Genomic DNA, 25849 nt, shown 5'->3' on the forward strand with positions numbered 1-25849 from the left:
CCTTATGAAAATTCTCTTTCTGACTGAAAACTTCCCTCCGGAAACCAATGCCGCCGCGACGCGGGTCTTTGAGCGGGCATGTTATTGGGCGAGATGGGGACACGACGTCACGATAATCACCTGCGCTCCCAATTTTCCCCAAGGCAAGCTTTACCCCAATTATAAGAATTCCTGGCATCAGACCGAGGTTATTTCGGGCATCCGGGTGGTGAGGGTAAAAACCTTTATCGCCCCGAATAAGGGCACGATATTGCGCACTCTGGATTTTTTCAGTTTCCTGGTGACCGGAATCGGCGCCGGCCTGTTTCAGAATAAACCTGATTTAATCGTCGCCACGTCGCCGCAATTCTTTGCCGCCGTTGCCGGCTGGATGCTCGGCCTCATCCGCCGCGTGCCGTTCGTTTTTGAGTTGGGAGACCTTTGGCCGGCTTCGATCGCCGCCGTCGGCGCCATGCGTGAAAAATTCCTCCTGCGCATGATGGAGAAGCTGGAACTCTACCTGTACCGGAAATCGGCGGCCATCGTCGCCCTGACCAACGCCTTCAAGGATGACCTGATCGGACGGGGAATCAAAGGCGATAAAATCGCCGTGGTGATAAACGGCATCGACCTCCCGCGCTATAAGCCGAGGCCGCATGACATCGAATTGGCGACTGAATGGGACTTAACAGGTTGTTTCATAATCGGTTATGTGGGAACCCACGGCATGGCTCATGGCCTCAGAAATGTGCTCAATGCCGCAGAGTTGCTCCGTAACGTTCCCAATCTACGCTTCCTTTTGGCCGGGGCCGGAGCGGAACGGGAGCAATTATTTGAAGAGGCAAAAAGTCGCCGCCTCAATAATATCGTGTTCCTGCCGCCGCAGCCCAAAGAAAATATGCCCGCCGTATGGAGCCTGTGCGACGTCGCCTTGATCCACCTCAAAAATTCCCCGGTATTCGCCGGCGTCATTCCCTCCAAGATATTTGAAGCCATGGGAATGGGCCTGCCCCTGCTTTTAGCCGCCCCCCAAGGCGAAGCCGGCAAAATTATTACGGCGGACAGGGCCGGGATATGTGTTCCGGCAGAGAACCCGAAAGCCTTGGCCGAAGCCGCCCTGGAACTGATGAAAAACGAAAAGGCGCTTAAGGATTATTCCCGAAACAGCCTGAAAGCCGCTCCCCTGCACAGTCGTGAGCGCCAGGCCCGCCTGATGATAGAGGTATTGGAAAAAGTCGTGCGTGGAGAGGGAGATAAAGTCGGTTCCCCGGCGCCGTCATGACCGGAATTTTAATTACCGGCGCCGACGGATTTATTGGCCGAAAGCTATGCCGTTCTTTGGTCGCCGAGGGTCATGACGTTTGCGCTGCGGTTCGCCGCTTTCCCGAAGACGAGGCCTTCGCATCCGTTAAGCTGATACAGGTTCCCGACATCGGTTCCGACATGGATTGGGCGCCGGCCCTTGACGGCGTCCGGATAGTGGTGCATTCAGCCGCCCGCGTGCATGTAATGAAAGAGCGGTCGGATGCGCCCCTCGCCGAGTTCCGCCGGGTCAACGTCGAAGGAACGCGCCGCCTTGCCCAAGCCGCCGCAACCGCCGGCGTTCAACGGCTTGTGTTTTTAAGCACCATCAAGATACACGGCGAATCCGCCGGCCCCCACGCCTTTAACGAAGACGATCCGCCGGCGCCGGACGACTCCTATGCCGTCTCCAAACAGGAAGCCGAATCGGCGCTTTTCGACATAGCGGCGCACAGCGGACTGGAGGTAGTCATCCTGAGGCCTCCCCTGGTTTACGGCGAGGGCGTAAAAGGCAATTTTCTGTCTCTGATGAATCTTTGCCGCGTGTCTCTTCCCCTGCCCCTCGGCGGCATTGCCAACCGACGCAGTTTTATTTACGCGGGCAATCTGGTAGACATCATTATCCGCTGCCTTGATCATCCCGCCGCCGCGAATCAGGCCTTCGTGGTGCGCGATGGAGAAGATGTCTCAACCCCGGAACTCATCCGCCGCATGGCCGATGCCCTTGAAAGGCCGGCAAGGCTGTTTTCGGTTCCTGAACGGCTTTTGCGATTTGCCGGCAAAATGACCGGAAAATCGGCTATGGTCTCGCGTCTGCTTGACTCGTTAACCGTGGATGATGGAAAAATACGCCGCCGACTCGGCTGGATTCCGCCGTTTTCCATGGCCGAGGGGCTGAGCGAAACAGCGGCGTGGATTTGCCGGCCGACGGATATGAAAACACCCTAACCCATGATAACCAAGCTTCCCCTTCGCGGTTATATCGTCTTCGTCCATGACATTATCATGGCGGCGCTGGCCTTCTATCTCTCCCTTTACCTGAGACTCGGAGGCGCTCTGTATTATTACTCGCCGGAGCTTCTGGTGCGGGGAACGCTCTCTTTCACGGTCATCGCCGGTGTTATATTTTTATTCATGGGCCTGTATCGAGGCGTATGGCGTTACGCTTCGCTGAATGATCTGCTGGCGATCGCCAGGGCGGCGACGCTGGCCGTTCTCGTTTTCATGCTGGTGATGTTCCTGTGGACGCGGCTTGAAGAATTGCCGCGATCATTGCCGTTCATCACCTGGTTCGTCCTGATGGCCCTTCTTGGGGGACCGCGTTTCCTGTACCGGCTGTTCAAGGACCGGCGCTACGAATTCAGGCTGGAAAGGGAAGGCCGCCGTTCCATTCCGGTGCTGCTGGCGGGCGCCGATGACGGAGCGGAGCTTTTCATTCGCTCCCTCTCCCGATCCGGAGAAAATAATTATCAGGTAGTCGGGATTGTCGCCGACAACTCCGACCGGGTGGGACGTCATATTCATGGCGTCAAGGTTCTTGGGACCACCGATGAAATGCATGCCGTCGTCCGCCAGTTGGCAAGATTCGGCAACCGTCCGCAGCGACTGATCCTGACCAGGGACAATATGGACAAAACCCAGGTGCGCAGACTTCTTGACAGCGCCGCAGAGCTGGGGATGACCCTGGCGCGGCTGCCGAAGCTTACCGACTTCAAGAGCGGAGTCAGCGACAATGTGGAGGTCCGCCCCGTTGCCCTTGAGGACCTCCTGGGCCGGCCGCAGACGGCGCTCGACCGCGACGCGATGAACGCCCTCATCAAAGGCCGTCGCGTTCTGGTGACGGGAGCGGGAGGCAGCATCGGCAGCGAACTGGTCCGCCAGATTTGCGGCTTTTCTCCCTCGGCTCTTGTCCTCCTCGACAATTGTGAATTCAACCTCTACGCCGTTGATCTGGAAACATCGGAGCATCACGGCGATCTGCCGCGCAAAGCGGTGCTCGCCGACGTCCGCAATCAAAGCCGCATTGAACAGGTTTTCGCCGAGAACAAACCTGATCTGGTTTTTCACGCCGCCGCTCTCAAACATGTGCCGATGGTCGAAGCCAATATATTCGAAGGCATAACAACCAATGTCATCGGCAGCGTCAACATCGCCGACGCCTGCATCAAGAACAAAACGGCGGCGATGGTGCTGATCTCCACCGACAAGGCGGTGAATCCGACCAGCATAATGGGCGCCGCCAAGCGGATCGCCGAGCAGTACTGCCAAACTCTGGACATCGGCCGCAAGGCGCCGGGCCATACCTGTTTCGTCACCGTGCGCTTCGGCAACGTTCTCGGCTCTACCGGCTCGGTGGTCCCCCTGTTCCAGAGCCAGTTGGCGAAGGGCGGCCCGCTGACGGTGACCCACCCCGAAATGAAGCGCTACTTCATGACGGTGCGCGAAGCGGTGGAGCTGGTCCTGCAAGCCTCGGCCATCGGCGTTCGCAATCCCGCGCATGAAGGTAAAATCTTTGTTCTCGACATGGGGGAGCCTGTGCGCATCCTCGATCTGGCCAATCAGATGATCCGCCTCGCCGGCCTGGAGCCGGATGTCGATATCAAGATCGACCTTATCGGCCTGCGCCCCGGAGAAAAACTGTTTGAAGAAATGCTTCACGCCGGGGAATCCCCGGCGCCTACCGAATATCCGGGCATCCTGCTGGCGGCGCCGCGAAGCGGCGATGCCCTTGAATTAAAGCAAGAGATCAACCGCCTGGCCGAAGCCTGCTCTCCGGGCGATTCTGCCGGCCTGATGGAGATTATCCGCCGCCTTGTCCCCGAATATCATGTCCCCGGCGACGCCCCGCTCAAAAATTAATAATCACCCGCCAAGGAGTCCGTCTATGCCGTCAAAAATTCGCCGCGCCCTGATTTCCGTTTCCGACAAGTCCGGCCTTGAGGAATTCGGCCGCTTTCTCGCCGGTTGCGGAGTAGAAATATTATCGACGGGCGGCTCGGCAAAGGCGCTGAGGGCCGCCGGCGCGCCGGTTACCGAGGTCTCCGACCATACCGGATTCCCCGAGATCATGGACGGTCGGGTAAAAACCCTTCATCCCAGGATCCACGGAGGCCTGCTGGCGGTGCGCTCCGACCCCGCCCACCTGAAGGCGATGGCGGACCATTCAATCGAGCCTATCGATCTGCTGGTGGTCAACCTGTATCCCTTCGAGGCGACGGTCGCCGGCGGCGCCTGCTTTGACGACTGCATCGAAAACATCGATATCGGCGGCCCCGCCCTGATCCGCGCCGCCGCCAAAAATCACCCCTTCGTCACCGTCATCGTCGATGTCGAGGATTATTCCCGCGTTACGGAGGAAATGAACGCCAACGACGGCGCCGTCACCCATGATCTGCGTCGCCGGCTGGCGGCCAAGGCTTACGCCCGCACCGCCGCCTATGACGCCGCTATCAGCGCCTGGTTCTCGGGTCAATTGAACGAGCCTTTCCCCAAACGAGTGACCTTCGCCGGAGAACTGCGACAGGTGCTTCGCTACGGCGAGAACCCTCATCAGCAGGCGGCGTTCTACATCGGCGGCGATTCCCGGCCCGGCGTCGCCACCGCTTTGCAGCTCCAGGGCAAGGAACTCAGCTTCAATAACCTTAACGACACCGACGCCGCCTTCGAGCTGGTCGCCGAGTTCAACAAGACGGCGTGCGCCGTCATCAAACACGCCAATCCCTGCGGCGTAGCGCTGGGCGACAGCCTTATCGACGCTTATAAACGCGCCCTGGCCTGCGACCCGGTCAGCGCCTTCGGCGGCATCATCGCCGTCAACCGGATGCTGGACGGCGAGACGGCGGAGGAAATGGCCAAGCTGTTCGCCGAGGTAATCATCGCCCCCGAAATAAACGACGACGCCCGCAAGATTCTACAGTCTAAAAAGAATCTGCGGGTGCTGACCACCGGCGCCATGCCGGACCCGACGGCCCCCGGAATGACGGTGCGCACCCTGTCCGGCGGCTACCTGTTGCAAAGCCGGGACAACATCGTTGATTGCGGCGACCTCAAGGTAGTCACCAGACGCGCCCCCACCGAAGCCGAAATGGCCGACCTGAAATTCGCCTTCACGATCAGCAAGCACGTCAAATCCAACGCCATCGTTTACGTCAAGGACGGCGCCGCCGTCGGCATCGGCGCCGGCCAGATGAGCCGCGTTGATTCGTCGCGCATCGCCGCCCTCAAGGCAAAGGAGGCCGCAACGGCCGCCGGCGAAAAGCAAAGCCGCGCCATCGGCTCGGCAGCGGCGTCCGACGCCTTTTTCCCCTTCGCCGACGGATTGCTGGCCGCCGCCGAAGCCGGAGCGACGGCGATTATCCAGCCCGGCGGCTCGGTGCGCGACGACGAAGTCATCGCCGCCGCCGACCGGGCGGGGCTGGCCATGGTCCTGACCGGCATCCGCCACTTTAGGCATTGAATCGCTTTTTCCGGCGTTTGATATTAAAATATGTAATCAACCATCAAGGCGCCGAACATGTCAGAAACCGTCGTCCTGCCGGGAACAGACGCCCTCACCGAGGAGGGAATGGACCCCGATATTGATCTTTACGCCGAGATCAACCGGCTTCGGCGCGAAAAAAACGCCGTCATCCTCGCCCACTACTACCAGGACTCGGAGATTCAGGATTTAGCCGATTTCGTCGGCGACTCCCTCGACCTGTCGCGCAAGGCGCAGGAAACCGCCGCCGATATGATCGTCTTTTGCGGAGTGCGCTTCATGGGCGAGGCGGCCAAGATACTCAACCCTTCCCGCGCCGTGGTTCTCCCCGACGCCGAAGCCGGCTGCTCCCTTGAGGACTCGTGCCGGCCCGACGATTTCCGCGCCTTCCGGGAAAAGCGCCCGGACCATCTGTCGATTACCTACATCAACTGCTCCGCCGCCGTGAAGGCGTTGTCCGACATCATCGTCACCTCGTCCAATGCCGAAGCGATCATTCGCCAAATTCCAAAGAAGCAACCGATCCTGTTCGCCCCGGATCGTTATCTGGGCGGCTATCTCAACGGCAAGACGGGACGCGATATGCTTTTATGGCCGGGAACCTGCGTCGTCCACGAGCAGTTTTCCGAAAAGGAACTGGTCAAGCTCAAGATAAAATATCCCCACGCCCTGGTGGCGGCCCATCCCGAATGCCCGGAGGCGATTCTCAATCTGGCCGACCATGTCGGCTCCACCAAGTCGCTCCTGAACTTTGTGACTGCCGCCGCCGCCGATGAGTACATCATCGCCACCGAGCCTCACATCATCCATCAGATGCAAAAGGCCTCCCCCGGCAAGACTTTCATCCCCGCCCCCGGCGCCGACGGCGGATGCTCCTGCGCCGACTGCCCCTATATGGAGAAAAACACGCTGGAAAAAGTGTACTTGTGCATGGTCAACGAAGCCCCCTATTTTCAAATGGCCGAGCCGCTCCGTCTGGCGGCGCTGAAACCCCTGCAAAGAATGATGGATATGTCGCCATCGCCCGTTCAAAAATAATGGAATCCGAAACGTCTTACGACGTCATCGTCATCGGCAGCGGCGCGTCGGGACTGAGCGCCGCCCTCACCCTGGCGCCCAAGATGCGCGTCGCCTTGCTCAGCAAAGGCGCGTTAAGGGACGGCAACACCGTCCACGCCCAGGGCGGCGTCGCCGCCGTTATGGATGAAAACGACAGCATCGATTCCCACATCGAAGACACGCTGAAAGCCGGGGCCGGCCTATGTGACCCTGATGTCGTCCGCTTTGTGGTTGAAAACGGACGCCGGGCGGTCGAACGGCTGATCAGCCTCGGCGTCAATTTCAGCCGCCGCGACGACTGCGATAAATACCACCTGACCCGCGAAGGCGGCCACAGCCGCCGCCGCGTCATCCACGCCGCCGACGCCACCGGCGAGGCCATTGAAAAAACACTGGAAGAACGGGTCCGCGCCGAACCCGGTATCTCCGTGCTGGAAAATCATTCAGTCATCGATCTGATCGCCGGCGAAGGCCCCGCCAAACGCTGCCTGGGCGCTTACGCCCTGGATACCGCCGCCCGTCGGGTCAAACTGTTGTCCGCCAAGACGGTGGTGCTGGCCACCGGCGGCGCCAGCAAGGTCTATCTGTATACCACGAACCCGGACTGCTCTACCGGCGACGGGATCGCCATGGCCTGGCGCGCCGGTTGCCGGGTGGCGAACATGGAATTCAGCCAATTTCACCCTACCTGCCTGTTTCATCCTCAGGCTAAATCTTTCCTGATTACCGAATCGGTGCGCGGCGAGGGCGGTCGTCTGCTGCTTAATGACGGCTCGCGCTTCATGGATCGCTTCCATAAAGACGCCGAGCTGGCGCCCCGCGACATCGTCGCCAGGGCCATCGACCACGAGATAAAGCGCCTCGGCATTGACTGCGTCTACCTGGACATCAGTCACAAACCCCGGGAGTTTATTGAAAGCCACTTCCCCACCGTTTATCACAACTGCCTGAAGTTCGGCTTCGACATGACCAGTGAGCCTCTTCCGGTAGTGCCGGCGGCCCATTACACCTGCGGCGGCGTAGTGGTTGACATGCGCGGACGAACCGACATTGACGGACTCTACGCCATCGGCGAAACGGCCTGCACCGGCCTGCACGGAGCCAACCGCATGGCCAGCAACTCGCTGCTGGAATGCCTGGTGTTCTCGGAGGCCGCCGCCAAGGACATCATTGAAAACATCCGGCAAACGCCCGCTCCCCCGCCCCTGCCCGAATGGGACGAAAGTCTGGTCGCCAATGCCGACGAGGAAGTTGTGGTTTCCCACAACTGGGAGGAACTGCGCCGTTCCATGTGGGACTATGTGGGCATTGTCAGGACCGACAAACGCCTTGAAAGAGCGCAACGGCGCGTTGACCTGCTGCTCGGCGAGATTGCCGAATACTACGGCAATTTCCGGGTTACCGGCGACTTGCTGGAGCTTCGCAATCTGGCGCTGGTCGCCGACCTGATTATCCGCTCGGCGGCGAAGCGCAAGGAAAGTCGAGGGCTGCACTACACCCTGGACTATCCGACAACCGATAACAGCCGCCCGCCGAAAAACACCATCCTGATCCCAAAAGGTTTCGCAAAATGACCATAGACCGCAAAACCATCCGACGAATCATCAACGCGGCCCTTGATGAAGATATCGGCAAAGGCGACATCACATCGGAAACGGTGATCCCCGTGGATGCCGGCTTCGCCGGCGCGATAACGGCGCGCCAGGATTTGGTCGTCGCCGGCATCGGCTTTTCCCTTGAAGCGTTCCACATGACGGCGGATCGCATGGCCAAGGAAATCACCGTGGATATCCTGATAAACGACGGCGACCGGGTGACGGCGGGAACGGAACTGGCCCGTATCGAGGGCAATGCCTGGGCGCTGCTGGCCGCCGAGCGCACGGCGCTCAACCTGCTGCAACACCTGTCGGGCATCGCCACCCTGACCCGAACCTATGCGGACGCCATCGAAGGAACCGGCGCCGTGCTGCTGGACACCCGCAAAACCATTCCCGGCCTAAGGGATATGGCCAAGTATGCCGCCCGCATGGGCGGCGCCGAAAACCATCGCCTGCGGCTGGACAGCGGCATCCTGATCAAGGACAACCACATCGCCGCCGCCGGCGGCATCGCCATCGCCGTCGCCAGGGCAAAAAATATCGGCATCGTCGATATTGAAGTCGAATGCGACACTCTCAATCAAGTCGAGGAAGCAATAACGGCAGGCGCCGACGCCGTTCTGCTTGATAACATGGATATGGAAACCCTGCGCCGGGCGGCGACGCTGACCAAAGGCCGCTGCCGAACCGAAGCCTCGGGCGGAATAACCCTGGAAAACATCCGCGCCGTCGCCGAGACCGGCGTTAACTACATCTCCGTCGGGCGCATTACCCACTCCGCCCCGGCCGTGGACATCGGCCTTGATCGGCGATGAATAAACTCTAAAACTTGCGCTTGGCGATGAGGTCCGGCGGCATTATGGACAGGCGGATGTACTGGGCGAGGATATGCATTAATGACTGGTGCGTATCCTCAATGATGCCGTAGTTATCGGCTTCTACATGCAGGTTCACCGTCGCCGTTTTCGCCGTGCGGCCGCCGGAAAACCCGGTAAACGAAATCACCTCCAGCTTGTTGTTTCGCGCCCATTGGGCGGCGCGAACGACGTTCTCTGAATCGCCGGACGAGCTGATGGTCAGCAGCGCGTCGCCGGGGTCGGCGCTTGATTTAAGCTGATAGACAAAAATGTCGTCATAGGAAATATCGTTGGAAATGGCGGTAATCATCGAAATATTGTCGTTGAGCGAAACGACGCGGGGAACCAGATCGGTATCGGTCTGGATCAGCTTGACGTGATCGCAGACAAAGGTGGCGGAAATCACCGCCGAGCCGCCGTTGCCGCAGACATAAAGGGTGGCGCGACGCCGGTAGACATCCGTCAAAATCCTTGCCGCCTCGCCCAGCTTGCCCCGGTCAACGGAAGCCGCCGCCTTGCCCAGACGCTCGAAATAGGCGTCGCCGTAGGCCGCAATGTCTTTATATTTCTCATCGGGAAATGTCATGAAGTTTCCTGCTGTAAAAGTCGCCTTAGATTACGAAGACGCCGAAGCCTCGGCCAAGGTTCTTAATTGCCTGCCGGCGACGGCAATCATGGAAATATCATTGATCTCGGTCGCCCACAATTCCGTAAGCAGTTGTTCAGCCTGATCAATGGCGGCGCAATTGCCGGCGGTCCAGATGCCGATGGCCTTTTCCGGATCGGTCATATTACCGGAGAAATCCAGGATTTGTGAAGTAAGCGCCCGCTGGTGTCCGTAAATTTCCTCCACCAGCGCCGCTACCGCCATATTCTGCCAATAGGTTTCGACAACCAGTTTTTCCGCTGCGGCGCGTAGGCGCCCCATCCTGAAACGGGCGCCGACGGCAAAATACAGTCGGGCGACATCGGTAACGGCAAGGCGACGCCTGCCGGCGAGACGGACAATGTCGCAGCCCGAAAACAAATTCACCAGCCCCGCCACCTTGATCGCCAGCTTTTCCGGCACGCCCTGATCAACGTAGATCATGGCCCGGCTTTTTACGTCTTCGCGGTAATGCCTGGGAAGCGTCTTGTTCAGGCCGCCGATAAGATCGGCGAAGCCGGCGGCGAACTCGGCGCACTGAACGCCGATCGCCGGCAGCCTGTCGCCGTTGCGCAAGAACCACAACGTGATCCACTTGATGAGATTGTTGATGTCGATAAGCATCGCGGTCTGGGCCTTGGCGGGAACCTTGTTATCCAGCGCCGAAATATCTTCCCACAAGCTGCGCAAACCCAGCACTTCCCGGGCAATCGTGTAGGCCCGCGCAATTTCGGGCGGCGTCGTTCCGGTTTTTTCCATGACATGGTGGACGAAAGCGCCGCCAACCCGGTTAATCATGGAATTGGTAATGCGGGTGGCGATGATTTCGCGGCGCAAACGATGGCCGCCGATTTCTTTCTTGTATTTATTTTTCAGCGGCGTCGGGAAATAATTAATCAAATCCTTGTAAAGATCGGGATCGTCCGGAAGATCGGAATTCAACAGTTCGTCGTAAAGCCAAATCTTGGCATAAGACATCAGCACCGCAATTTCCGGCCTGGCAAATCCCTGCTTTGTAGTCTCACGCTCGATCAAGGTCTCGTCATCAGGCAGGAATTCGACCGTCCTATTCAGCTTGCCGACCTTTTCAAGCATCCGCATCAGCCGCGCCTGACTGTCAAAAATCTCCATTCCTTGAGTCTGTATCAGGGTAATCGCCTGGGTCTGCGCGTAGTTGTCCTTAAGCACCAGCGCCGACACCTCATCGGTCATGCTCGCCAACAGGCTGTTGCGCTGCTTCATCGTTAAATCGCCGTTGGCGACCACCTGATCCAGCAGAATCTTGATGTTGACCTCGTTGTCGGAACAATCGACCCCGGCGGAATTATCGATGAAATCCGTATTCAACCGCCCGCCGCCGAGCGCAAATTCAACGCGGGCGCGTTGCGTCATCCCCATGTTGGCGCCCTCGGCTATGACATTGCATTTCAGTTCGGAAGCGTTGATGCGGATAGCGTCGTTGGCCCTGTCGCCGGCATCGGCGTGCGTTTCATGAGCAGCCTTGATGTAAGTGCCGATGCCGCCGAAGCTCAACAAATCGACATGCGTGCGCAGAATGGCGCTGATCAATTCGCCGGGAGTCGCCTTGTCCTTGGCGATGGCGAGGCATTTCTTGATTTCAGGGCTGAGAATGATCGCCTTTGCGCGCCGCTCGAACACGCCGCCGCCCGCTGAAATCAGCTTCGGGTTATAGTCGCTCCAATTCGAGCGCGGCAGGGCAAACAACCGCTTACGCTCGGCATGGCTCTTGATCGCATCCGGTTCAGGGTCGATGAAGATGTGCGAATGGTTAAACGCCGCCACCAGCCTGATGCGCTCGGACAACAACATGCCGTTGCCGAAAACGTCGCCCGACATGTCGCCGACGCCGACCACCGAGAGTTTCTTTTCCTCGGCATTGACGCCAATTTCGCGGAAGTGACGCTTCACGGATTCCCAGGCGCCGCGAGCGGTAATTCCCATCTTTTTATGGTCATAGCCGACGCTGCCGCCGGAAGCGAAAGCATCGCCGAGCCAAAACCCGTAGTCGCCGGAAACGCCGTTGGCGATATCAGAGAAAGTAGCGGTCCCCTTGTCGGCCGCCACCACCAGATAAGGATCGTCGCCGTCATAACGAACCACGTCTGTCGGCGGCATGACCTTGTCGCCGGAAAGATTGTCGGTGATGTCCAGCAACCCGCGCATCAGGGTTTTGTAGCACTCAATTCCTTCATTCAGCAGGGCTTCGCGGCCGCCTCCCTGCGGCGGCTTCTTGACCACGAACCCTCCCTTGGACCCTACAGGCACGATGACGGCGTTTTTCACCATCTGCGCTTTCATCAGGCCGAGAACTTCGGTTCGGAAATCCTCGCGCCGATCCGACCAGCGGATGCCGCCGCGAGCAACCTTGCCGCCGCGTAAATGAATCGCCTCGGCCCTGGATGAATAGACAAAGACCTCCACCATCGGACGCGGCAGCGGCAACTCGTCTACCTTAAGGCTGTCCAGTTTGAAGGAAAGATAGGACTTGGGCGCTCCGCTTTCCGTTTTCTGAAAGAAGTTGGTGCGCAGGGTGGATTCCACGAGATTGATGAAACGGCGCAAAATTCGATCCTCGTCGGCGCCGGCCACCGCATCCAGCCCCTCGTTCAGCTTTTTAAGGATTGAGACTGCCCGTTTATCCGTATCCTTGGAACGGTTGGGGTCAAATCTCGCCAAAAACAAATCGACGATCAAACGGGTCAGTCCCGAATTATTGGTCAGGGTTTTTTCCATGTAAGCCTGCGAGAACGTGATCCCGGCCTGACGCAAATACTTGCTGTAAGCCCTGAGGATAACTACTTCGCGCCAAGCCAGTCCGGCGCCCAGGACCAGAACGTTAAAGCCGTCGCTTTCTATCTCTCCCCGCCATACGCGCTTGAATGTCTCCCTGAATTTGTCGCCGATGACGTCAAGGTCAACGGCGCTTCCATCGCGGGTCTCAAGCCCGAAATCATGCAGCATCACCAGATCATTATCGGGACGGATGGAGTGAGGCTTTTCATCCATCACCTTCAGCCCCATATGCTCCAGCATGGGCAGGATATCGGACAGGGGTATCGCGCTTCCGGGATGGTAGACCTTAAGCCACATTTGATTTTTCGATACATTTTCGGGACGATAAATCCTCATGCCGATTTCCCCGCTTTTCAGGGACGCTTCGGCCATGGATATATCGTCGATGGCGACGGCGGCGCTGAACCGCTCGGTGTACCCCAGGCGAAACGCCCGGCAATACCGCAGGAAAAGAGACTGTCCCCGCTCCTCGCCGTTGACCTTGATCAGCGCTTCCCGCAAACGGTCGAACCACGAACACGCGGCATCGATCAGTTGCGCCTCGATCTTTAAGACATCATAGACGGGAATGTTTCCCGGCGTCGTTTGAACGACAAAGTACAGCCTCGCCAGCGGCGTCTCCCCCAACTGCGTGGAATGAGTCAATATTTTGCCGGCAAAGGCCTTTTCCAGTATTTCCTGGAAGCGAAGCCGAAGAGCGGTAGTGTGAGCATCACGCGGCACATAGACAAGGCAGGTGACAAAACGCTCGAATTCATCGCGACGGACAAAAATGGCGACCCGCTGCCGATCCTGAAGATGCAAAATGCCTAAACCGGTCAGATACAGATGCTCTACCGAGGCCTGAAACAGTTCGTCGCGGGGGAACGTGGACAGGATATTCAGCAGAGCCTTGCCGTCATGGCCGGACTCCATAAAACCGGTTCGTTTAAAGGTCAGGTCCAGCTTTCGTTTCAATAACGGAATTTCCCACGGGCTTAGGCTGTAGGCTACTGAAGTAAACAAGCCGACGAACAGGCGTTGGCCGATCACCTTGCCCTTTGCGTCAAGACGCTTGACACCGATGACGTCCAGGGGCGCCGAACGGTGAACGGTGGAAATCTTATTGGACTTGAGAACCATCAATAAATCAGGCTTGTTGACAAAATCACGCGCCTTCGCCGACATGGAGGCCAAGTCCTGCAACTCCTCCAGCACCATGACATTTTGGTCCCGAAGAATGCCGAGGCCGGAATTTTTAACAATCGACACGGTCGTCTTGGCGCCGCCGTCCTTGAACATGTACTCGCGGAATCCCAGCAGGGTGAAATGATCGTTATGTATCCAACTCAGAAAATCACGAACCTCGTTCAGATCGCCGGGCGTGACGTTCGCCGGCGTCTTGGCAAGTTCGCCGATAATGTCGGCCAGTTTATTGCGCACGGGCGCCCAATCATCGACGGCGGCGCGCACATCCTCGGTCACTTTTTCAAGGCCTTCGCGGATTTCATCCGGGCGCTTGCCGGATTGCCTGTTAACCTCGATGTGCATAAACGATTCCGCGCCGCCTTTTTCTCCCGCTTTTGCCGACTCCCCGGCGGTCAGCAGCTTGCCGCCCTTGCTGCGGCTGACATTATAAACCGGATGAATTATCAGATGGGTGGTCAACCCCTGGCGGTTCAGTTCGGCAACCGTGGTATCCACCAGAAACGGCATGTCATCATTGATTATTTCAATGATCGTATGGTCGGACTTCCAGCCGTCTTTTTCCGGCGTCGGGTTGAAAACACGGATATTGGCGTGGCGAGGAGAGCGATTTGCCGCAAGTCTCCATAAAGATTGCGCGAAACTTAAGAGATCAGCCGGACTGTTTTCAAGAATGTCGCCGGGAGGCACATGCTTGAAACATTGTTTGATAAATCGTTCGGCATCCGCCGCCTTGTCGCCGTCAAGACCCTTGCGGGCCGCCCGGATGACCTTGTTAACCAGTTCCGCTTTTTGCTTTTCAGCTTCCCGCAGCATGAAATCCCCCCCGTTTCCCCCGTTATAACGGCCCTTTATATATTTCTAAAAAGGCCACCCCCTTACTTTATAATCATAAAAGATAAGAAGGTAACTGATTTTGAGACAGACTTACGCATCGAGCGATTTACGCATACGGCATAAGCGGCCCGTATGCTTATACCAGCAGCCTTACTCATTGATCCATAATGGCCCATTGCCGGGTTGCGATCTGTGTTCATCAGCATACATCCGTGGCTGATAACTAAGGTGAAAAAACCACGGATGAACGCCGATTAACGCGGATATCAATTCAAAAACGGCATTTTCCTGCCGCTGATGAATCGGGAGGTCAAAATTCTACCTGACCTCCCCTTGGCAAGAGGAGGAATTTTTCACTCTACCCGCCGTCAACCACGGCGCGTCCGGCATCTCCCTGTTTATGCGGGTTTTCCGGCAACGTTTTGAAAGCTGGAGCGGGCGATGGGATTCGAACCCACGACTTCAACCTTGGCAAGGTTGCGCTCTACCCCTGAGCTACGCCCGCATGTAAGGGTCTGATTTAAAGCGTCGCGGATGATAAGGCAAGCGCGTCGGTTTGCAAGTATCATTACACACGGGTATATATCGCCGCCGGACATTCATCATAGGAGACCACAGTGAGCGAACGCAAAGTTGATCCTCAGCTTCTTGAAATCCTGGTCTGTCCCCTGACCAAGGGACCGTTGCGCTATGACGAAAAGGCTCAGGAGTTGATCAGCGACCAGGCGGAACTCGCCTATCCCATCCGTGACGGCATCCCCATCATGCTGGTGGACGAGGCGCGGAAGCTGGGCGATGGAGCAACCCGTTGAACAGCCCCTTCGCCATTTCTCATCGGCCCACGGAAATCCGGCTGAAAAAAGAAGAAAAGACTCTGGAAATCGATTTTGACGACGGCAGTCGCTTTAATCTGCCGGCGGAGCTTTTGCGCGTTGAAAGCCCCTCCGCCGAAGTCCAGGGCCATGGCCCGAACCAAAAGAAAGTCGTCGCCGGCCGCCGCCGCGTCGGCATCCTCGGCGTTGAAGCGGTGGGCAACTACGCCATCCGCATCAAGTTCGATGACCGGCACGAATCCGGCATTTACTCATGGGATATCCTTTACGACTTCGGCATCCGCCAGAACAAAATCTGGGACAACTACCTGAAAGAACTGGCGGCGCAGGGCCTGAGCCGCGATCCTTAACTCATTTGTACGCATTGCTTATATTTTGTTCAGGCCTCTGCTATCTGCCTAATTATTAGGCGGCGACGTGGGTTTGTAAATCCGGGCAACCCCCTTATTCCAAAACATTTTTCTTTTGATTCAAGGCATTAGCCGCCGCCGCCGCTTTTGGCACGGTTCTTGATGATCAGCAGTCACCGGCTTTTTATTATAAGAGGATCGCCAATGCTGAATGATGGGAACACCGCCTGGATTCTGACGTCCACGGCGCTGGTGCTGTTTATGACCATGCCCGGTCTGGCGCTGTTCTATGGAGGGCTGGTCCATGCCCGAAACATCGTTTCGGTTCTGATGCATTGTTTCGCCATCGCCTGCATATCCTCGGTGCTGTGGCCGGCCTTCGTCTACAGTCTGGCGTTCAGCGACGGCGGCGGGGCCAATGCCTGGATCGGCGGATTGGACAAGGCGTTCCTCGCCGGCGTCGGCGTTGACTCATTAACCGGCGATATCCCGGAAACCGTGTTCTTCATGTTCCAGATGACCTTCGCCATTATCACCCCGGCGTTGATCGTCGGCGCCTATGTCGAGCGCATAAAGTTCAGCGCCGTGGTTTTGTTCTCGGCCTTGTGGCTGGTTCTGGTCTATGCCCCGGTGGCGCACTGGGTATGGGGCGGCGGCTGGCTTGCAAAAATGGGCGTCCAGGATTTCGCCGGCGGACTGGTCGTCCATGTAACCTGCGGCACGGCCGCCATCGTCTCGGCTCTTATGCTCGGCGGCCGCAAGGGCTTCCCCAAGGAAATCAAGCCCCCGCACAGTCCGGTTATGGTCTTTATCGGAACCGGAATGTTGTGGGTCGGCTGGTACGGCTTTAACGCCGGCAGCGCCCTGGCCGCCAACGGCTCCGCCGGCATGGCCATGCTGGTTACCCACATCTCGGCCGCCACCGGAGCCTTTACCTGGATGACCATCGAATGGATCAAGTTCGGCAGGCCGACGCTGGTCGGCATCGCCACCGGCGGCATCGCCGGTCTGGCCACCATTACTCCGGCGTCGGGTTTTGTCGGCCCGATAGGCGGATTTGTCCTTGGTCTGGTCGCCGGGTTTATCTGCTTTTACGCCGTTATCTTCATAAAAAATCGTCTGAAAATCGATGACTCATTGGATGTGCTCGCCATCCACGGGGTCGGCGGCGCTACGGGCGCCCTGCTGACCGCCTTTTTCGGGTCCGCCGTTCTGGGCGGCCTCGGCCTGTCGAAGACATCTGTTTTCGATCAGCTTCTGATCCAGGCAACGGGAATTGCCGCCACCATTATATGGACGGCGACAGTCACATATATAATTCTGGTCGTGGTCAGGGCCTTGGTCGGACTGAGAGTCGACCGTGAAGATGAGATCGAAGGACTTGACCTCACCACCCACGGCGAAAAGGGCTACGAGTACTTATAAAATGAAGGCCGATGTTAAGGTCTTGTAAAGCAACTTTATTTAAAACGGCGGTATGGGTAGAACCATTATCACCGCCGAAAGAGAGCCGCTATTGCCGGAAGGCGCCGGCGATATCCTGCGCCGCCGCCTCGCCGAAGCAAGCGGCCTTGCGCTTATCGCCGCCGCCGCCGCCGTTTTGACCGCCCTGTACAGCTACAACCCCGGCGATCCCTCGCTCAACAACGCCACCGCCGCCGCGCCGCACAACTTCCTGGGCGTTCAGGGCGCTTATATCGCTGATTTAATGCTTCAAAGCTTTGGTCTCGCCGGATGTTTGCCGGCGCTCGCCTTGACGGCATGGGGTTACAAATTACTCCGCAAGCGCCCCGTTTCCCTGTTATGGCTGCGCCTGACCATGTTGACTTCCGCCGTGATCCTGCTGGCCATGAGCCTGAGTCTCCTGACCAAGCCTCCGGCGTGGCCGATGATGGCGGGATTAGGCGGCGTCACCGGCGGCGTGTTAATGGAGCGGGTCATCGCCATAACGCATACCGGCGGCGTTACCCTTTCGTGGATGGTTTTTGACATTACGGCAATCCTGGGGATATCGGCGTTGGTTTCCGCCCTCGGCTTTTCCGTAAATGACTGGCGTGCCGCCGCCCTGGGGCTGGGGCGCGGACTTTCCTCGCTGTTTCGTTTCCTGATGCAAAGCCGCGACGCTATCGCCGCGCTGCCGTTACGGCAGGGAGGAGCCGCCGCCGTCCTTATTGAACGCGGAAATATCAATCCGCCTTCCGCCGCCCGCTCCGATCTGGTGACGCCGAGGCTGCGTATGCCCAAAGCCGGAAAACGGGCGCGCGCCGCATCTCAAGGAACGCTCGACCTGTCTCCCGACAATAAATATTCGATGCCGCCCCTCGATTTGCTTGAAGCTCCCCTCGCCGGCGCAGGCGCCGCCGCCATAACCTGCGACGCCCTGCAACAAAACGCCCGGCTGCTGGAAACCGTGCTCGAAGATTTCGGCGTCAGCGGCGAAATTACCAAGGTCCGCCCCGGCCCGGTGGTCACCCTTTACGAACTCGAACCGGCGCCGGGAACCAAGACCAGCCGGGTTATCGGCCTGTCTGATGATATCGCCCGCTCGATGAGCGCGGTCGCGGTGCGCGTCGCCGTCGTCCCCGGACGCAACGCTATCGGCATCGAGCTTCCCAACGTCCGCCGCGAAATGGTCCACCTGCGGGAACTGGTCGCCTCGGAAGATTTTGAGCAAAGCTCCGGAAAGCTGCCCCTGGCGCTGGGCAAGGATATCAGCGGCGCTCCGGTGCTTGTTGACCTGACGCGCATGCCCCATCTTTTGATCGCCGGCACCACGGGAGCGGGCAAGTCGGTAGCCATCAACACCATGATCCTGTCGATCCTCTACAAACAGACGCCCGAAGAATGCCGACTGATCATGATTGATCCCAAGATGCTGGAATTGTCCGTCTATGAAGGCATTCCTCACCTGCTTTCGCCGGTCGTCACCGAGCCTTCCAAGGCGGTCGTGGCCTTGAAATGGGCGGTGCGCGAAATGGAAGAGCGCTATCGCGTAATGTCCCAACTCGGCGTCCGCAACATCGCCGGCTACAACGCCCGCCTTGCCGAAGCGCGGAAGAAAGGCGAAATATTAACGCGCCGGGTGCAGACGGGATTTGACGATCAGGGAAAGCCGCTTTACGAGGAACATCCCCTTTCCATGGAAGCGCTGCCGTTTATCGTCATTATCGTTGACGAGATGGCCGACCTGATGCTGGTCGCCGGCAAGGATATCGAAGCGGCGGTGCAGCGGCTTGCGCAAATGGCGCGGGCCGCCGGCATTCACGTCATCATGGCGACCCAACGTCCCTCCGTTGACGTGATCACCGGCACCATCAAGGCCAATTTCCCCACCCGCGTCAGCTTCCAGGTCACCTCTAAAATCGACAGCCGCACCATCCTCGGCGAGCAAGGCGCCGAACAACTGCTCGGCCAGGGCGACATGCTTTATATGGCGGGCGGCGGACGCATCATGCGCGTTCACGGGCCTTTTGTTTCCGATCAGGAAGTCGAAGCCGTGGTCAGTTACCTGAAATTGCAGGGCGCCCCTTCCTACATCGAGGCGATAACCGAGGAAGAAGACGACATCGTCCCCGCCTTTGACGACGACTCCCCGCTGAATGATACGTTATACGAAGAGGCAAGGGCTTTGGTTGCCCGCGAAGGAAAGGCCTCCACCAGCTTTATCCAAAGGCACCTGCAAATCGGATACAATCGCGCCGCGCGCATCATCGAGCGCATGGAAGCCGAAAATCTGGTCAGCAAAGCCAATCGCGTCGGCCGCCGGGAAGTCCTCATCGGCCAGAATAATCCCCATGACCATTGATTTCATGCATCTCTAGCCGTACTAATACACAGACATAAATACAGGACTTACACTCATCGTCATGGCCGGGCTTGCCCCGGTCATCCATGTCTTTGACGCGGTTCAGATTTTAAGACGTGGATGCGCGGACCAAGTCCGCGCATGACGGATGAGGAACCGATTATATATTTTGAACGAGTCTATGCACTAACGGCGATGATCCGCAAAATAAAGAAAATGCCTCGCTTGGCTGTGGTGCTGGCGCTGACGTTTTTGACGACGCCGGCAACGGCGGCGCCCAAGGCCGTGAATCTCAGCGCCGCCGAAAAAGCCGATGTTGACCTGATAGAGAGATACCTCAACAACATCAAAACGTTGCAGGCCGACTTTCTACAGATTTCATCAAACGGCGCCCATGCCCAAGGCAAATTGTCCATCTCGCGGCCGGGCAGGCTGCGCATCGAATATGACCCGCCGACGCCCATTGAGATCATCGCCAACGGCTCATGGCTGATTTATCACGACAAGGAAATGAAACAAGCGGACCACTACCCGCTGAACTCCACGCCCGCCGGCATTCTGGTGGGTGAAAACATCCTTCTTTCATCCGGCGACCTCACCATCACCGGGTTCGAGCGCGACCCCGGCGTCATCCAGGTCACGGTGGTCAGAAACAACGATCCGGACGGGACGCTGACTCTGGTGTTCAGCGAACGTCCCCTGGCCTTGAAAAAATGGCTGGTTACCGATGTCCAGGGCGTCGTGACCTCCGTTTCTCTTATCGGAAGCCGTTCCGGGATGCCGCTTGACCCGGACATGTTCAGTTTCGTCGATCCCTATCCTTCAAGTGATCAAAACTAGGGCGCCAAACGATATCCGCCCTGTTCCGTGATCAGCAGCCGGGCGTCGGACGGATCAGGCTCTATCTTCTGACGCAGTCTGTAGATATGGGTTTCCAGGGTATGCGTCGTAACGCCGGCGTTGTATCCCCAGACCTCGTCCAAAAGCACCTCGCGGCTTATGATCCTGTCGCCCGCATGATAAAGATACTTCAGGATCGCCGTTTCCTTGTCGGTCAAACGCACCTTTTTTTCATCATTACGGTCGGTCAGCAGCTTGGCGCCGGGCTGAAAAATGTAAGGTCCGATCATAAAAACGGCGTCATCGCCGCATTTGCGACGACTGATATGAGCGCGCAACTTCGCCAGCAAAACGCCGAGACGAAACGGTTTGACGATATAATCGTCAGCTCCGCCGTCCGGGCCGCAAATTATCCCGGCGCCGGCGTCAGGGCTTGTGAGCATGATGATCGGCGACAGAACGCCGTTGCGCCGCATCAAACGACATACTTCCCCGCCGTTCATATCCGGCAATCCTGCATCAAGAATGATCGCGTCGAAATGCTCCGCTTGCGCAAGCGCCAGAGCTTCGGCGCCGGTTCCCGTTCCGACCGTGGTAAATTCCTCACGCAGTTGCAATTGTTCGCCCAACATTTGCAGCAAGGTCGGACCATCGTCAACGAGCAGAACCCGCTTGCCGGATATCATGGGTTAAATTATCCCCTGTGAATTTGACGCCTGATACTATAATGCGATCAGGTTTCCGGTGAAAGGCCGCAAGAGAGTTCCATGCCCCGTCGTATTGAAGCAATCGCCATGCCCGCCTCGCGGGAGCCGCTTTCGCTCCTGGCGGTGGACCGCGCCGTATCGGAATTGCGTCGAGGCCGCATCGTAGTCATTTATGGAGGAGGCGGAGCGGCCATCCTCGCCCAGGCGGCGGAGGCAGTGACCCCCGAAGGCCTGAATGAGTTATCCGCCATCGCCCGCGTTAAGCCCGTTCTCGCCATCACCGCCAGACGCGCCGCCGTATTGAAGCCGGCCGACCATCAGGCAAAGGTAGTGTGCCTGGGCGCCGATAACGGTCTGACCGCAGAAATAATTTACGACCTCGCCGATCCTCTTTCCGGCTTCCCCCGCGCAGAACCGGACAATCGACTGGAAGCCCTCAAATTAACGATTGAGGATGCGCCTCCCCACGACTGCCGAAGCGCCGCCGTAAGCCTTGCCAAACTCGCCCGTCTGTTGCCGGCGGCGATAACGGCGAAAATCAACGACCCGGACGCCGATGACCTTGCGCGGTGGACCGCCCGCCACGATCTTCTTATGGTTGACGCCGGAGACATTTTTCAATACGAGCACACCGCCGCCAGGACTCTGCGCGCCATCAGCGAGGCGCGCGTTCCTCTGTCGGACGCCGAGGATACGCGGATTATCGCCTTTCGGCCCATCGACGGCGGCCTGGAGCATCTGGCCATCATCATCGGCAACCCCGCGAAGGACAAAGACAGCGCCCTCAACAAGCCGATACTGACGCGCATCCATTCCGAATGTTTCACCGGCGACCTTCTGGGCAGTCTGCGTTGCGACTGCGGCGATCAACTGCGCGGCGCCATCAAGGAGATTGCCAAGACCGGCGGCGGCGTTCTGCTCTATCTGGCCCAGGAAGGGCGAGGAATCGGCCTGGTCAACAAGCTCAGGGCCTACGAATTGCAGGACCGGGGCCACGACACCATGGAAGCCAATGAACAACTGGGCTTTTATGATGACGAACGCATCTACCTTCCCGCCGCGCAAATGCTGCGCAGCCTTGGCTTCACCAATATCCGCCTTATGACCAATAATCCCGACAAAGTCGCGGCGCTTTCACGATGCGGCATCAATATCGCCGAGCGGGTGCCTCATGCCTTCCCTTCCAACGCCCACAATGAGGGCTATCTGCGCGCCAAGGCGCGACGGGGCGGACATCTTTTCTGAATCAGGGAAAATTGTGCCGACACTTTCCTCTGAACTGCCGAATAAATTTGCATAACCCCTTGATTCATCAGCATTCCAATAATGGCATTGGATTTGCATCTTGGAATATGAAATTTCGAGAAAAGGGGCTATTCATGAACGACCAGATAAACGCCCCGGCTCTCCGGCCCGCTGTGCCGGCGCCGATTGCGCCGCAGCAAAACAACGAAGCGGAAGCCGGTGGTGGTGGCGGGTTTCAGCCGTTCGGCGCCGACGGACTTACCTTTTCCGACTTCCTTGACGTGATCAACCCCCTTCAGCATATCCCCATTGTATCGTCGATCTATAGGAACCTGACCGGCGACGCCCTGGGGCCTGTGCCTCATATCGCCGGCGGCGCTCTTTTCGGCGGCATCATCGGCGGCGCCGCTTCCCTGGTCAACGTCATCGTCAGCGAGTCAACCGGCAAGGACATGGGCGAGCATGTGTTGTCGTTTTTGGCGGATCATCGCGACGAAGACGGCGAGGTCAAAATCGCCGGGAACGAACCCTCCGCAACCGCTTCTCCCCAAATCGCCGAATACGCCGAGGTTCTTCAATGGGCGCAAGACACCGCCAAGGCCGGACTGCCTGCGCCGGCGATCACCCCGACCCTGGTCGCGCAAGCGCCGGTTATCACCGGAGCCGAACTGGAACTGTTGCGGGCCGAGGCCGATGCTCTGAAGGCCGACGGACAAACCGCAGAGCTTCCGGCAAACCCGTCATCGCCGCCGATAGAGGAGAGCCGGGAACTTTCCGCCTTGGACATGTCTTCCCTGCTTTTCGACAATATTGACGTTAAACGCTGGGCGCAGAACGAAACAAAAGCCAGAGAGTCCGACCCCCTGATCGCCGGCGGCCTCGCCGCCCTGTAATAACTGATATGATCGTTCCATGGACATTGATGTATGGCCGCCGGACATATTGGAATGGCGCGGCAGGCGCCTCCGCTGCGCCTTGGGCCGCAGCGGCGTCGCCGCCGACAAGCGCGAGGGCGACGGCGCGACGCCCGAAGGAAGCTTTCCCCTGCGTCGGGTCTTTTATCGTCCTGATCGCGTGAGCCGCCCGTTGACCGGACTGCCCGCGCAGGAGATGAAACCAACCGACGCCTGGTGCGACGATCCCGACGATCCGTCCTATAATTGTTTGGTGCAATTGCCCTTTGCCGCCCGTTGCGAGGCTTTGTGGCGCGAGGACGCCGTTTACGACCTCATCGTCGAACTGGGCTATAACGACGATCCGGTAAGCAAAGGACCGGGCAGCGCCATCTTCATGCATGTCGCCGCGCCTGATTACTTGCCGACCGCAGGCTGCGTCGCTCTGGAACTGAAAGACCTGCTTTTACTGCTTGGCGACTGCGACGGATCGACGAGAATAAACATTCATTCCCGTTCTCCGAAAATGGCCGTACCCACCCTGATCAAGGTGGCGCCGAAGCGAATAGCAACGTCAAAGTCATGACTCATGCCCATGCTTAGTTCCTTGACGCCGTTGCGCTCGGCGATTCCTTTAAGCAGGGCAAAATGAAGGGAAGGCTCTTCGTCAAGGGGCGGAATGCACATAAGGCCGCGCACGGGCAATCCCAAATCACCCCGGCATGTTTTGATAAAAGCATCGGCGTCTCCGGGAGCGACTCCCGCCTTTTGCGACTCCTCGCCGGTATTGACCTGAATAAAGCAGTCGGAGCAACGACCGACGCGATTCATCTCGTCAGCCAAGGCGCGGGCCAGTTTAGCGCGGTCAACGGTCTCGATGACATCAAACAATTCCACGGCGCGGCGCACCTTGTTGCGTTGAAGGGGGCCGATCAGATGCAGTATGGCGTCGGGGAAATCGCCTTTAAGCGCCGGCCACTTTTCTTCGGCTTCCTGAACCCGGCTCTCGCCGAAAACCCGACAGCCGGCCTCCAGCGCCGAGCGCACCCGGTCCCCGGAATGAGACTTGCCGACGGCAATCAAGGTGATTTCTTCCGCCGAACGGCCGGCTTCCCCGGCGGCCTTGGCTATTTGCGCCTTTACGCGGACTATATTTTCCGCAATATCCGATTCCATCCGCATTCCCATACTATCCGTCAAGAGAGTCAAAACCCATGACGACCCTATCAGACATATCGTACAAGCTCAATTTACGGAATCGACGCCCGGCCGAGAACGTAAGGCTGCCGCCGTTGATTTTAATGACCGACAATATCAAATTACCCGACCCCCTGCCGGTCGCCGCCGCCCTGCCCTGCGGCAGCGCCGTTATTCTTCGCCATTACGACGCCCCCGACCGCTCCGGGCTGGCCCATGAGCTGGCGGCGCTTTGCAGGCGTAAACACCTCCGCCTTTTGGTGGCCGGCGACGCCCGACTGGCCTTGGCCGTGGGGGCTGCCGGATTGCATCTGCCCGAAAAACAGGCGCGACAGGGGCCGGGGACATGGCAAGCCTGGCGGCGTCCCGACTGGATTGTCACCGCCGCCGCCCATTCTCCCGCCGCCTTGCGGCAAGCCGCCCGGATCGGCGCCGACGCGGCGCTGTTGTCTCCGGTATTTGAATCCGCCGGTCATTCGGAACTTTCTCCCTTGGGGCCTTTGCTGTTTGCGGCCTGGCGTCGCTCAAGCCCTCTTCCCGTCTATGCCCTGGGGGGAGTTTCCGCCGCCACCGCCCCTCGCCTGTCGATCAGCGGCTGTTGCGGACTCGCCGCAATCGACGGGCTGGCATCTCCTTGTTCTTTAGTATATTAAAGTCGCCGACGATCCGGTGGAATGGACTGAGATGAAAAAACAGAACAGCGCCTTCAGTCAGCTATGTATTTGCGCCATTGTTTTAATGGCCGTTATGCTTTCATCCTGTGTCGAGCCTTATACGCCCGAAGAACTGGAAGCGCAAAAGCGGGCAAAAGCGGCGCAAACCGCCGCGAATCCCGGCATTTTCAGCGACGGAGGAATGTTCGGCGGCGGCCGGGGCGGCGAGGGCAGCAGCATCGGCGTAAACAGCTTTCTGTGGCGGGCGTCGCTTGACACCATTTCCTTCATGCCGGTCAGTTCCGTCGATCCCTTCGGCGGCGTCATCATCACCGATTGGCATTCGGCCGCCGAAGCCCCGAACGAGCGCTTCAAGTTGAATATTTACATTCTAGGCCGGGCGCTGCGCGCCGACGGAATAAGGGTGGCGGTATTCCGTCAGGTTCAAGGCGGCGGCTCCTGGAAGGACGCCCCCGTCCCCGAGAAAACGGGCGCCAGCATCGAAGACGCCATCCTCGTCCGCGCCCGGCAGCTACGGAACGAAACGCTGCAACAATAGGATCGGCTGATCA

The 25849-nt window shown here is 58.4% G+C and carries 21 protein-coding genes and 1 tRNA gene; 17 read left to right on the top strand and 5 right to left on the bottom strand.

The genetic code is table 11. From position 1 onward, the window contains the following. Window positions 1-4 precede the first annotated feature (4 nt). The 7 genes from A3H92_02445 (at window position 5) to A3H92_02475 (ending at window position 9230) form a co-directional block, all read left to right on the top strand. Window positions 5-1261 (top strand): glycosyltransferase WbuB, encoded by a 1257-nt coding sequence (locus A3H92_02445; protein OHC75554.1) that lies wholly within the window; start codon window positions 5-7, stop codon window positions 1259-1261. Further along, window positions 1258-2229 carry a hypothetical protein gene (locus A3H92_02450; GenBank protein OHC75555.1) on the top strand — a complete coding sequence of 324 codons (972 nt, stop codon included), beginning with the start codon at window positions 1258-1260 and terminating at the stop codon, window positions 2227-2229. The genes A3H92_02445 and A3H92_02450 overlap by 4 nt, the downstream gene beginning before the upstream one ends. Window positions 2230-2232: 3 nt before the next feature. Beyond that, a complete protein-coding gene (locus tag A3H92_02455; GenBank protein ID OHC75556.1) occupies window positions 2233-4140 on the top strand; it encodes a nucleotide sugar dehydratase in 1908 nt (635 codons plus the stop codon). Then, entirely contained in the window at window positions 4109-5737 is a 1629-nt protein-coding gene (locus tag A3H92_02460; protein ID OHC75557.1) for a bifunctional phosphoribosylaminoimidazolecarboxamide formyltransferase/IMP cyclohydrolase, read from the top strand. The genes A3H92_02455 and A3H92_02460 overlap by 32 nt, the downstream gene beginning before the upstream one ends. Window positions 5738-5845: 108 nt before the next feature. After that, a complete protein-coding gene (locus A3H92_02465; protein ID OHC75745.1) occupies window positions 5846-6796 on the top strand; it encodes a quinolinate synthase in 951 nt (316 codons plus the stop codon). Beyond that, window positions 6796-8391 carry an L-aspartate oxidase gene (locus A3H92_02470; protein OHC75558.1) on the top strand — a complete coding sequence of 532 codons (1596 nt, stop codon included), beginning with the start codon at window positions 6796-6798 and terminating at the stop codon, window positions 8389-8391. Before A3H92_02465 ends, A3H92_02470 begins: the two co-directional genes overlap by 1 nt. Next, a complete protein-coding gene (locus tag A3H92_02475; protein OHC75559.1) occupies window positions 8388-9230 on the top strand; it encodes a nicotinate-nucleotide diphosphorylase (carboxylating) in 843 nt (280 codons plus the stop codon). Before A3H92_02470 ends, A3H92_02475 begins: the two co-directional genes overlap by 4 nt. 7 nt (window positions 9231-9237) lie before the next feature. Here A3H92_02475 and A3H92_02480 read toward each other — a convergent pair whose 3' ends face one another. From A3H92_02480 to A3H92_02490, 3 genes are all read right to left on the bottom strand, one after another. Further along, window positions 9238-9858, bottom strand: a complete 621-nt coding sequence (locus tag A3H92_02480; protein ID OHC75560.1) for a phosphoheptose isomerase — start codon at window positions 9856-9858, stop codon at window positions 9238-9240. A 30-nt stretch (window positions 9859-9888) separates the two neighbouring features. Continuing rightward, window positions 9889-14733, bottom strand: a complete 4845-nt coding sequence (locus A3H92_02485) for an NAD-glutamate dehydrogenase (GenBank protein ID OHC75561.1) — start codon at window positions 14731-14733, stop codon at window positions 9889-9891. 451 nt (window positions 14734-15184) lie between these two features. Then, window positions 15185-15259, bottom strand: a tRNA-Gly gene (locus A3H92_02490). 112 nt (window positions 15260-15371) lie between these two features. On the opposite strand from A3H92_02490, the gene A3H92_02495 reads away from it, so the two are divergent. From A3H92_02495 to A3H92_02515, 5 genes are all read left to right on the top strand, one after another. Beyond that, window positions 15372-15566, top strand: a complete 195-nt coding sequence (locus A3H92_02495; GenBank protein OHC75562.1) for a hypothetical protein — start codon at window positions 15372-15374, stop codon at window positions 15564-15566. After that, a complete protein-coding gene (locus A3H92_02500) occupies window positions 15563-15937 on the top strand; it encodes a hypothetical protein (GenBank protein OHC75563.1) in 375 nt (124 codons plus the stop codon). The genes A3H92_02495 and A3H92_02500 overlap by 4 nt, the downstream gene beginning before the upstream one ends. Before the next feature lie 162 nt (window positions 15938-16099). Further along, entirely contained in the window at window positions 16100-17362 is a 1263-nt protein-coding gene (locus tag A3H92_02505) for an ammonia channel protein (protein OHC75564.1), read from the top strand. A gap of 64 nt (window positions 17363-17426) precedes the next feature. Further along, on the top strand, window positions 17427-19742 hold the full coding sequence (locus A3H92_02510) for a cell division protein FtsK (protein ID OHC75746.1): 2316 nt from the start codon (window positions 17427-17429) through the stop codon (window positions 19740-19742). A gap of 195 nt (window positions 19743-19937) precedes the next feature. Next, on the top strand, window positions 19938-20582 hold the full coding sequence (locus tag A3H92_02515) for a hypothetical protein (protein ID OHC75565.1): 645 nt from the start codon (window positions 19938-19940) through the stop codon (window positions 20580-20582). On the opposite strand, the gene A3H92_02520 is transcribed toward A3H92_02515, so the two are convergent. Beyond that, window positions 20579-21268, bottom strand: a complete 690-nt coding sequence (locus A3H92_02520; GenBank protein OHC75566.1) for a DNA-binding response regulator — start codon at window positions 21266-21268, stop codon at window positions 20579-20581. The genes A3H92_02515 and A3H92_02520 overlap by 4 nt on opposite strands. Window positions 21269-21349: 81 nt before the next feature. Between A3H92_02520 and A3H92_02525 the strand changes: the two genes are divergently transcribed. From A3H92_02525 to A3H92_02535, 3 genes are all read left to right on the top strand, one after another. Further along, on the top strand, window positions 21350-22534 hold the full coding sequence (locus tag A3H92_02525; protein ID OHC75567.1) for a GTP cyclohydrolase II: 1185 nt from the start codon (window positions 21350-21352) through the stop codon (window positions 22532-22534). 281 nt (window positions 22535-22815) lie between these two features. Then, entirely contained in the window at window positions 22816-23427 is a 612-nt protein-coding gene (locus A3H92_02530) for a hypothetical protein (protein ID OHC75568.1), read from the top strand. 19 nt (window positions 23428-23446) lie between these two features. Beyond that, complete coding sequence (locus tag A3H92_02535; GenBank protein OHC75569.1) at window positions 23447-24013, top strand: hypothetical protein; 567 nt, start codon at window positions 23447-23449, stop codon at window positions 24011-24013. On the opposite strand, the gene A3H92_02540 is transcribed toward A3H92_02535, so the two are convergent. Beyond that, window positions 23935-24615, bottom strand: a complete 681-nt coding sequence (locus tag A3H92_02540; GenBank protein ID OHC75570.1) for a YggS family pyridoxal phosphate enzyme — start codon at window positions 24613-24615, stop codon at window positions 23935-23937. The two genes, A3H92_02535 and A3H92_02540, sit on opposite strands and share 79 nt — an antisense overlap. Window positions 24616-24728: 113 nt before the next feature. Here A3H92_02540 and A3H92_02545 point away from each other — a divergent pair, with 113 nt between their 5' ends. Beyond that, on the top strand, window positions 24729-25277 hold the full coding sequence (locus A3H92_02545; GenBank protein ID OHC75571.1) for a hypothetical protein: 549 nt from the start codon (window positions 24729-24731) through the stop codon (window positions 25275-25277). A 31-nt stretch (window positions 25278-25308) separates the two neighbouring features. Further along, window positions 25309-25836 carry a hypothetical protein gene (locus A3H92_02550; protein ID OHC75572.1) on the top strand — a complete coding sequence of 176 codons (528 nt, stop codon included), beginning with the start codon at window positions 25309-25311 and terminating at the stop codon, window positions 25834-25836. The last annotated feature ends 13 nt before the right edge of the window (window positions 25837-25849 follow it).

This window comes from Rhodospirillales bacterium RIFCSPLOWO2_02_FULL_58_16 (assembly GCA_001830425.1).
Lineage (GTDB): Bacteria > Pseudomonadota > Alphaproteobacteria > Rhodospirillales > 2-02-FULL-58-16 > 2-02-FULL-58-16.

Coding starts and splice junctions, on each gene's coding strand:
- A3H92_02445 (OHC75554.1), top strand. CDS start 5: ATGAAAATTCTCTTTCTGACTGAAAACTTCCCTCCGGAAACCAATGCC.
- A3H92_02450 (OHC75555.1), top strand. CDS start 1,258: ATGACCGGAATTTTAATTACCGGCGCCGACGGATTTATTGGCCGAAAG.
- A3H92_02455 (OHC75556.1), top strand. CDS start 2,233: ATGATAACCAAGCTTCCCCTTCGCGGTTATATCGTCTTCGTCCATGAC.
- A3H92_02460 (OHC75557.1), top strand. CDS start 4,109: ATGTCCCCGGCGACGCCCCGCTCAAAAATTAATAATCACCCGCCAAGG.
- A3H92_02465 (OHC75745.1), top strand. CDS start 5,846: ATGGACCCCGATATTGATCTTTACGCCGAGATCAACCGGCTTCGGCGC.
- A3H92_02470 (OHC75558.1), top strand. CDS start 6,796: ATGGAATCCGAAACGTCTTACGACGTCATCGTCATCGGCAGCGGCGCG.
- A3H92_02475 (OHC75559.1), top strand. CDS start 8,388: ATGACCATAGACCGCAAAACCATCCGACGAATCATCAACGCGGCCCTT.
- A3H92_02480 (OHC75560.1), bottom strand. CDS start 9,858: ATGACATTTCCCGATGAGAAATATAAAGACATTGCGGCCTACGGCGAC.
- A3H92_02485 (OHC75561.1), bottom strand. CDS start 14,733: ATGCTGCGGGAAGCTGAAAAGCAAAAAGCGGAACTGGTTAACAAGGTC.
- A3H92_02505 (OHC75564.1), top strand. CDS start 16,100: ATGATCAGCAGTCACCGGCTTTTTATTATAAGAGGATCGCCAATGCTG.
- A3H92_02515 (OHC75565.1), top strand. CDS start 19,938: ATGATCCGCAAAATAAAGAAAATGCCTCGCTTGGCTGTGGTGCTGGCG.
- A3H92_02520 (OHC75566.1), bottom strand. CDS start 21,268: ATGATATCCGGCAAGCGGGTTCTGCTCGTTGACGATGGTCCGACCTTG.
- A3H92_02525 (OHC75567.1), top strand. CDS start 21,350: ATGCCCCGTCGTATTGAAGCAATCGCCATGCCCGCCTCGCGGGAGCCG.
- A3H92_02535 (OHC75569.1), top strand. CDS start 23,447: ATGGACATTGATGTATGGCCGCCGGACATATTGGAATGGCGCGGCAGG.
- A3H92_02540 (OHC75570.1), bottom strand. CDS start 24,615: ATGGGAATGCGGATGGAATCGGATATTGCGGAAAATATAGTCCGCGTA.
- A3H92_02545 (OHC75571.1), top strand. CDS start 24,729: ATGACCGACAATATCAAATTACCCGACCCCCTGCCGGTCGCCGCCGCC.
- A3H92_02550 (OHC75572.1), top strand. CDS start 25,309: ATGAAAAAACAGAACAGCGCCTTCAGTCAGCTATGTATTTGCGCCATT.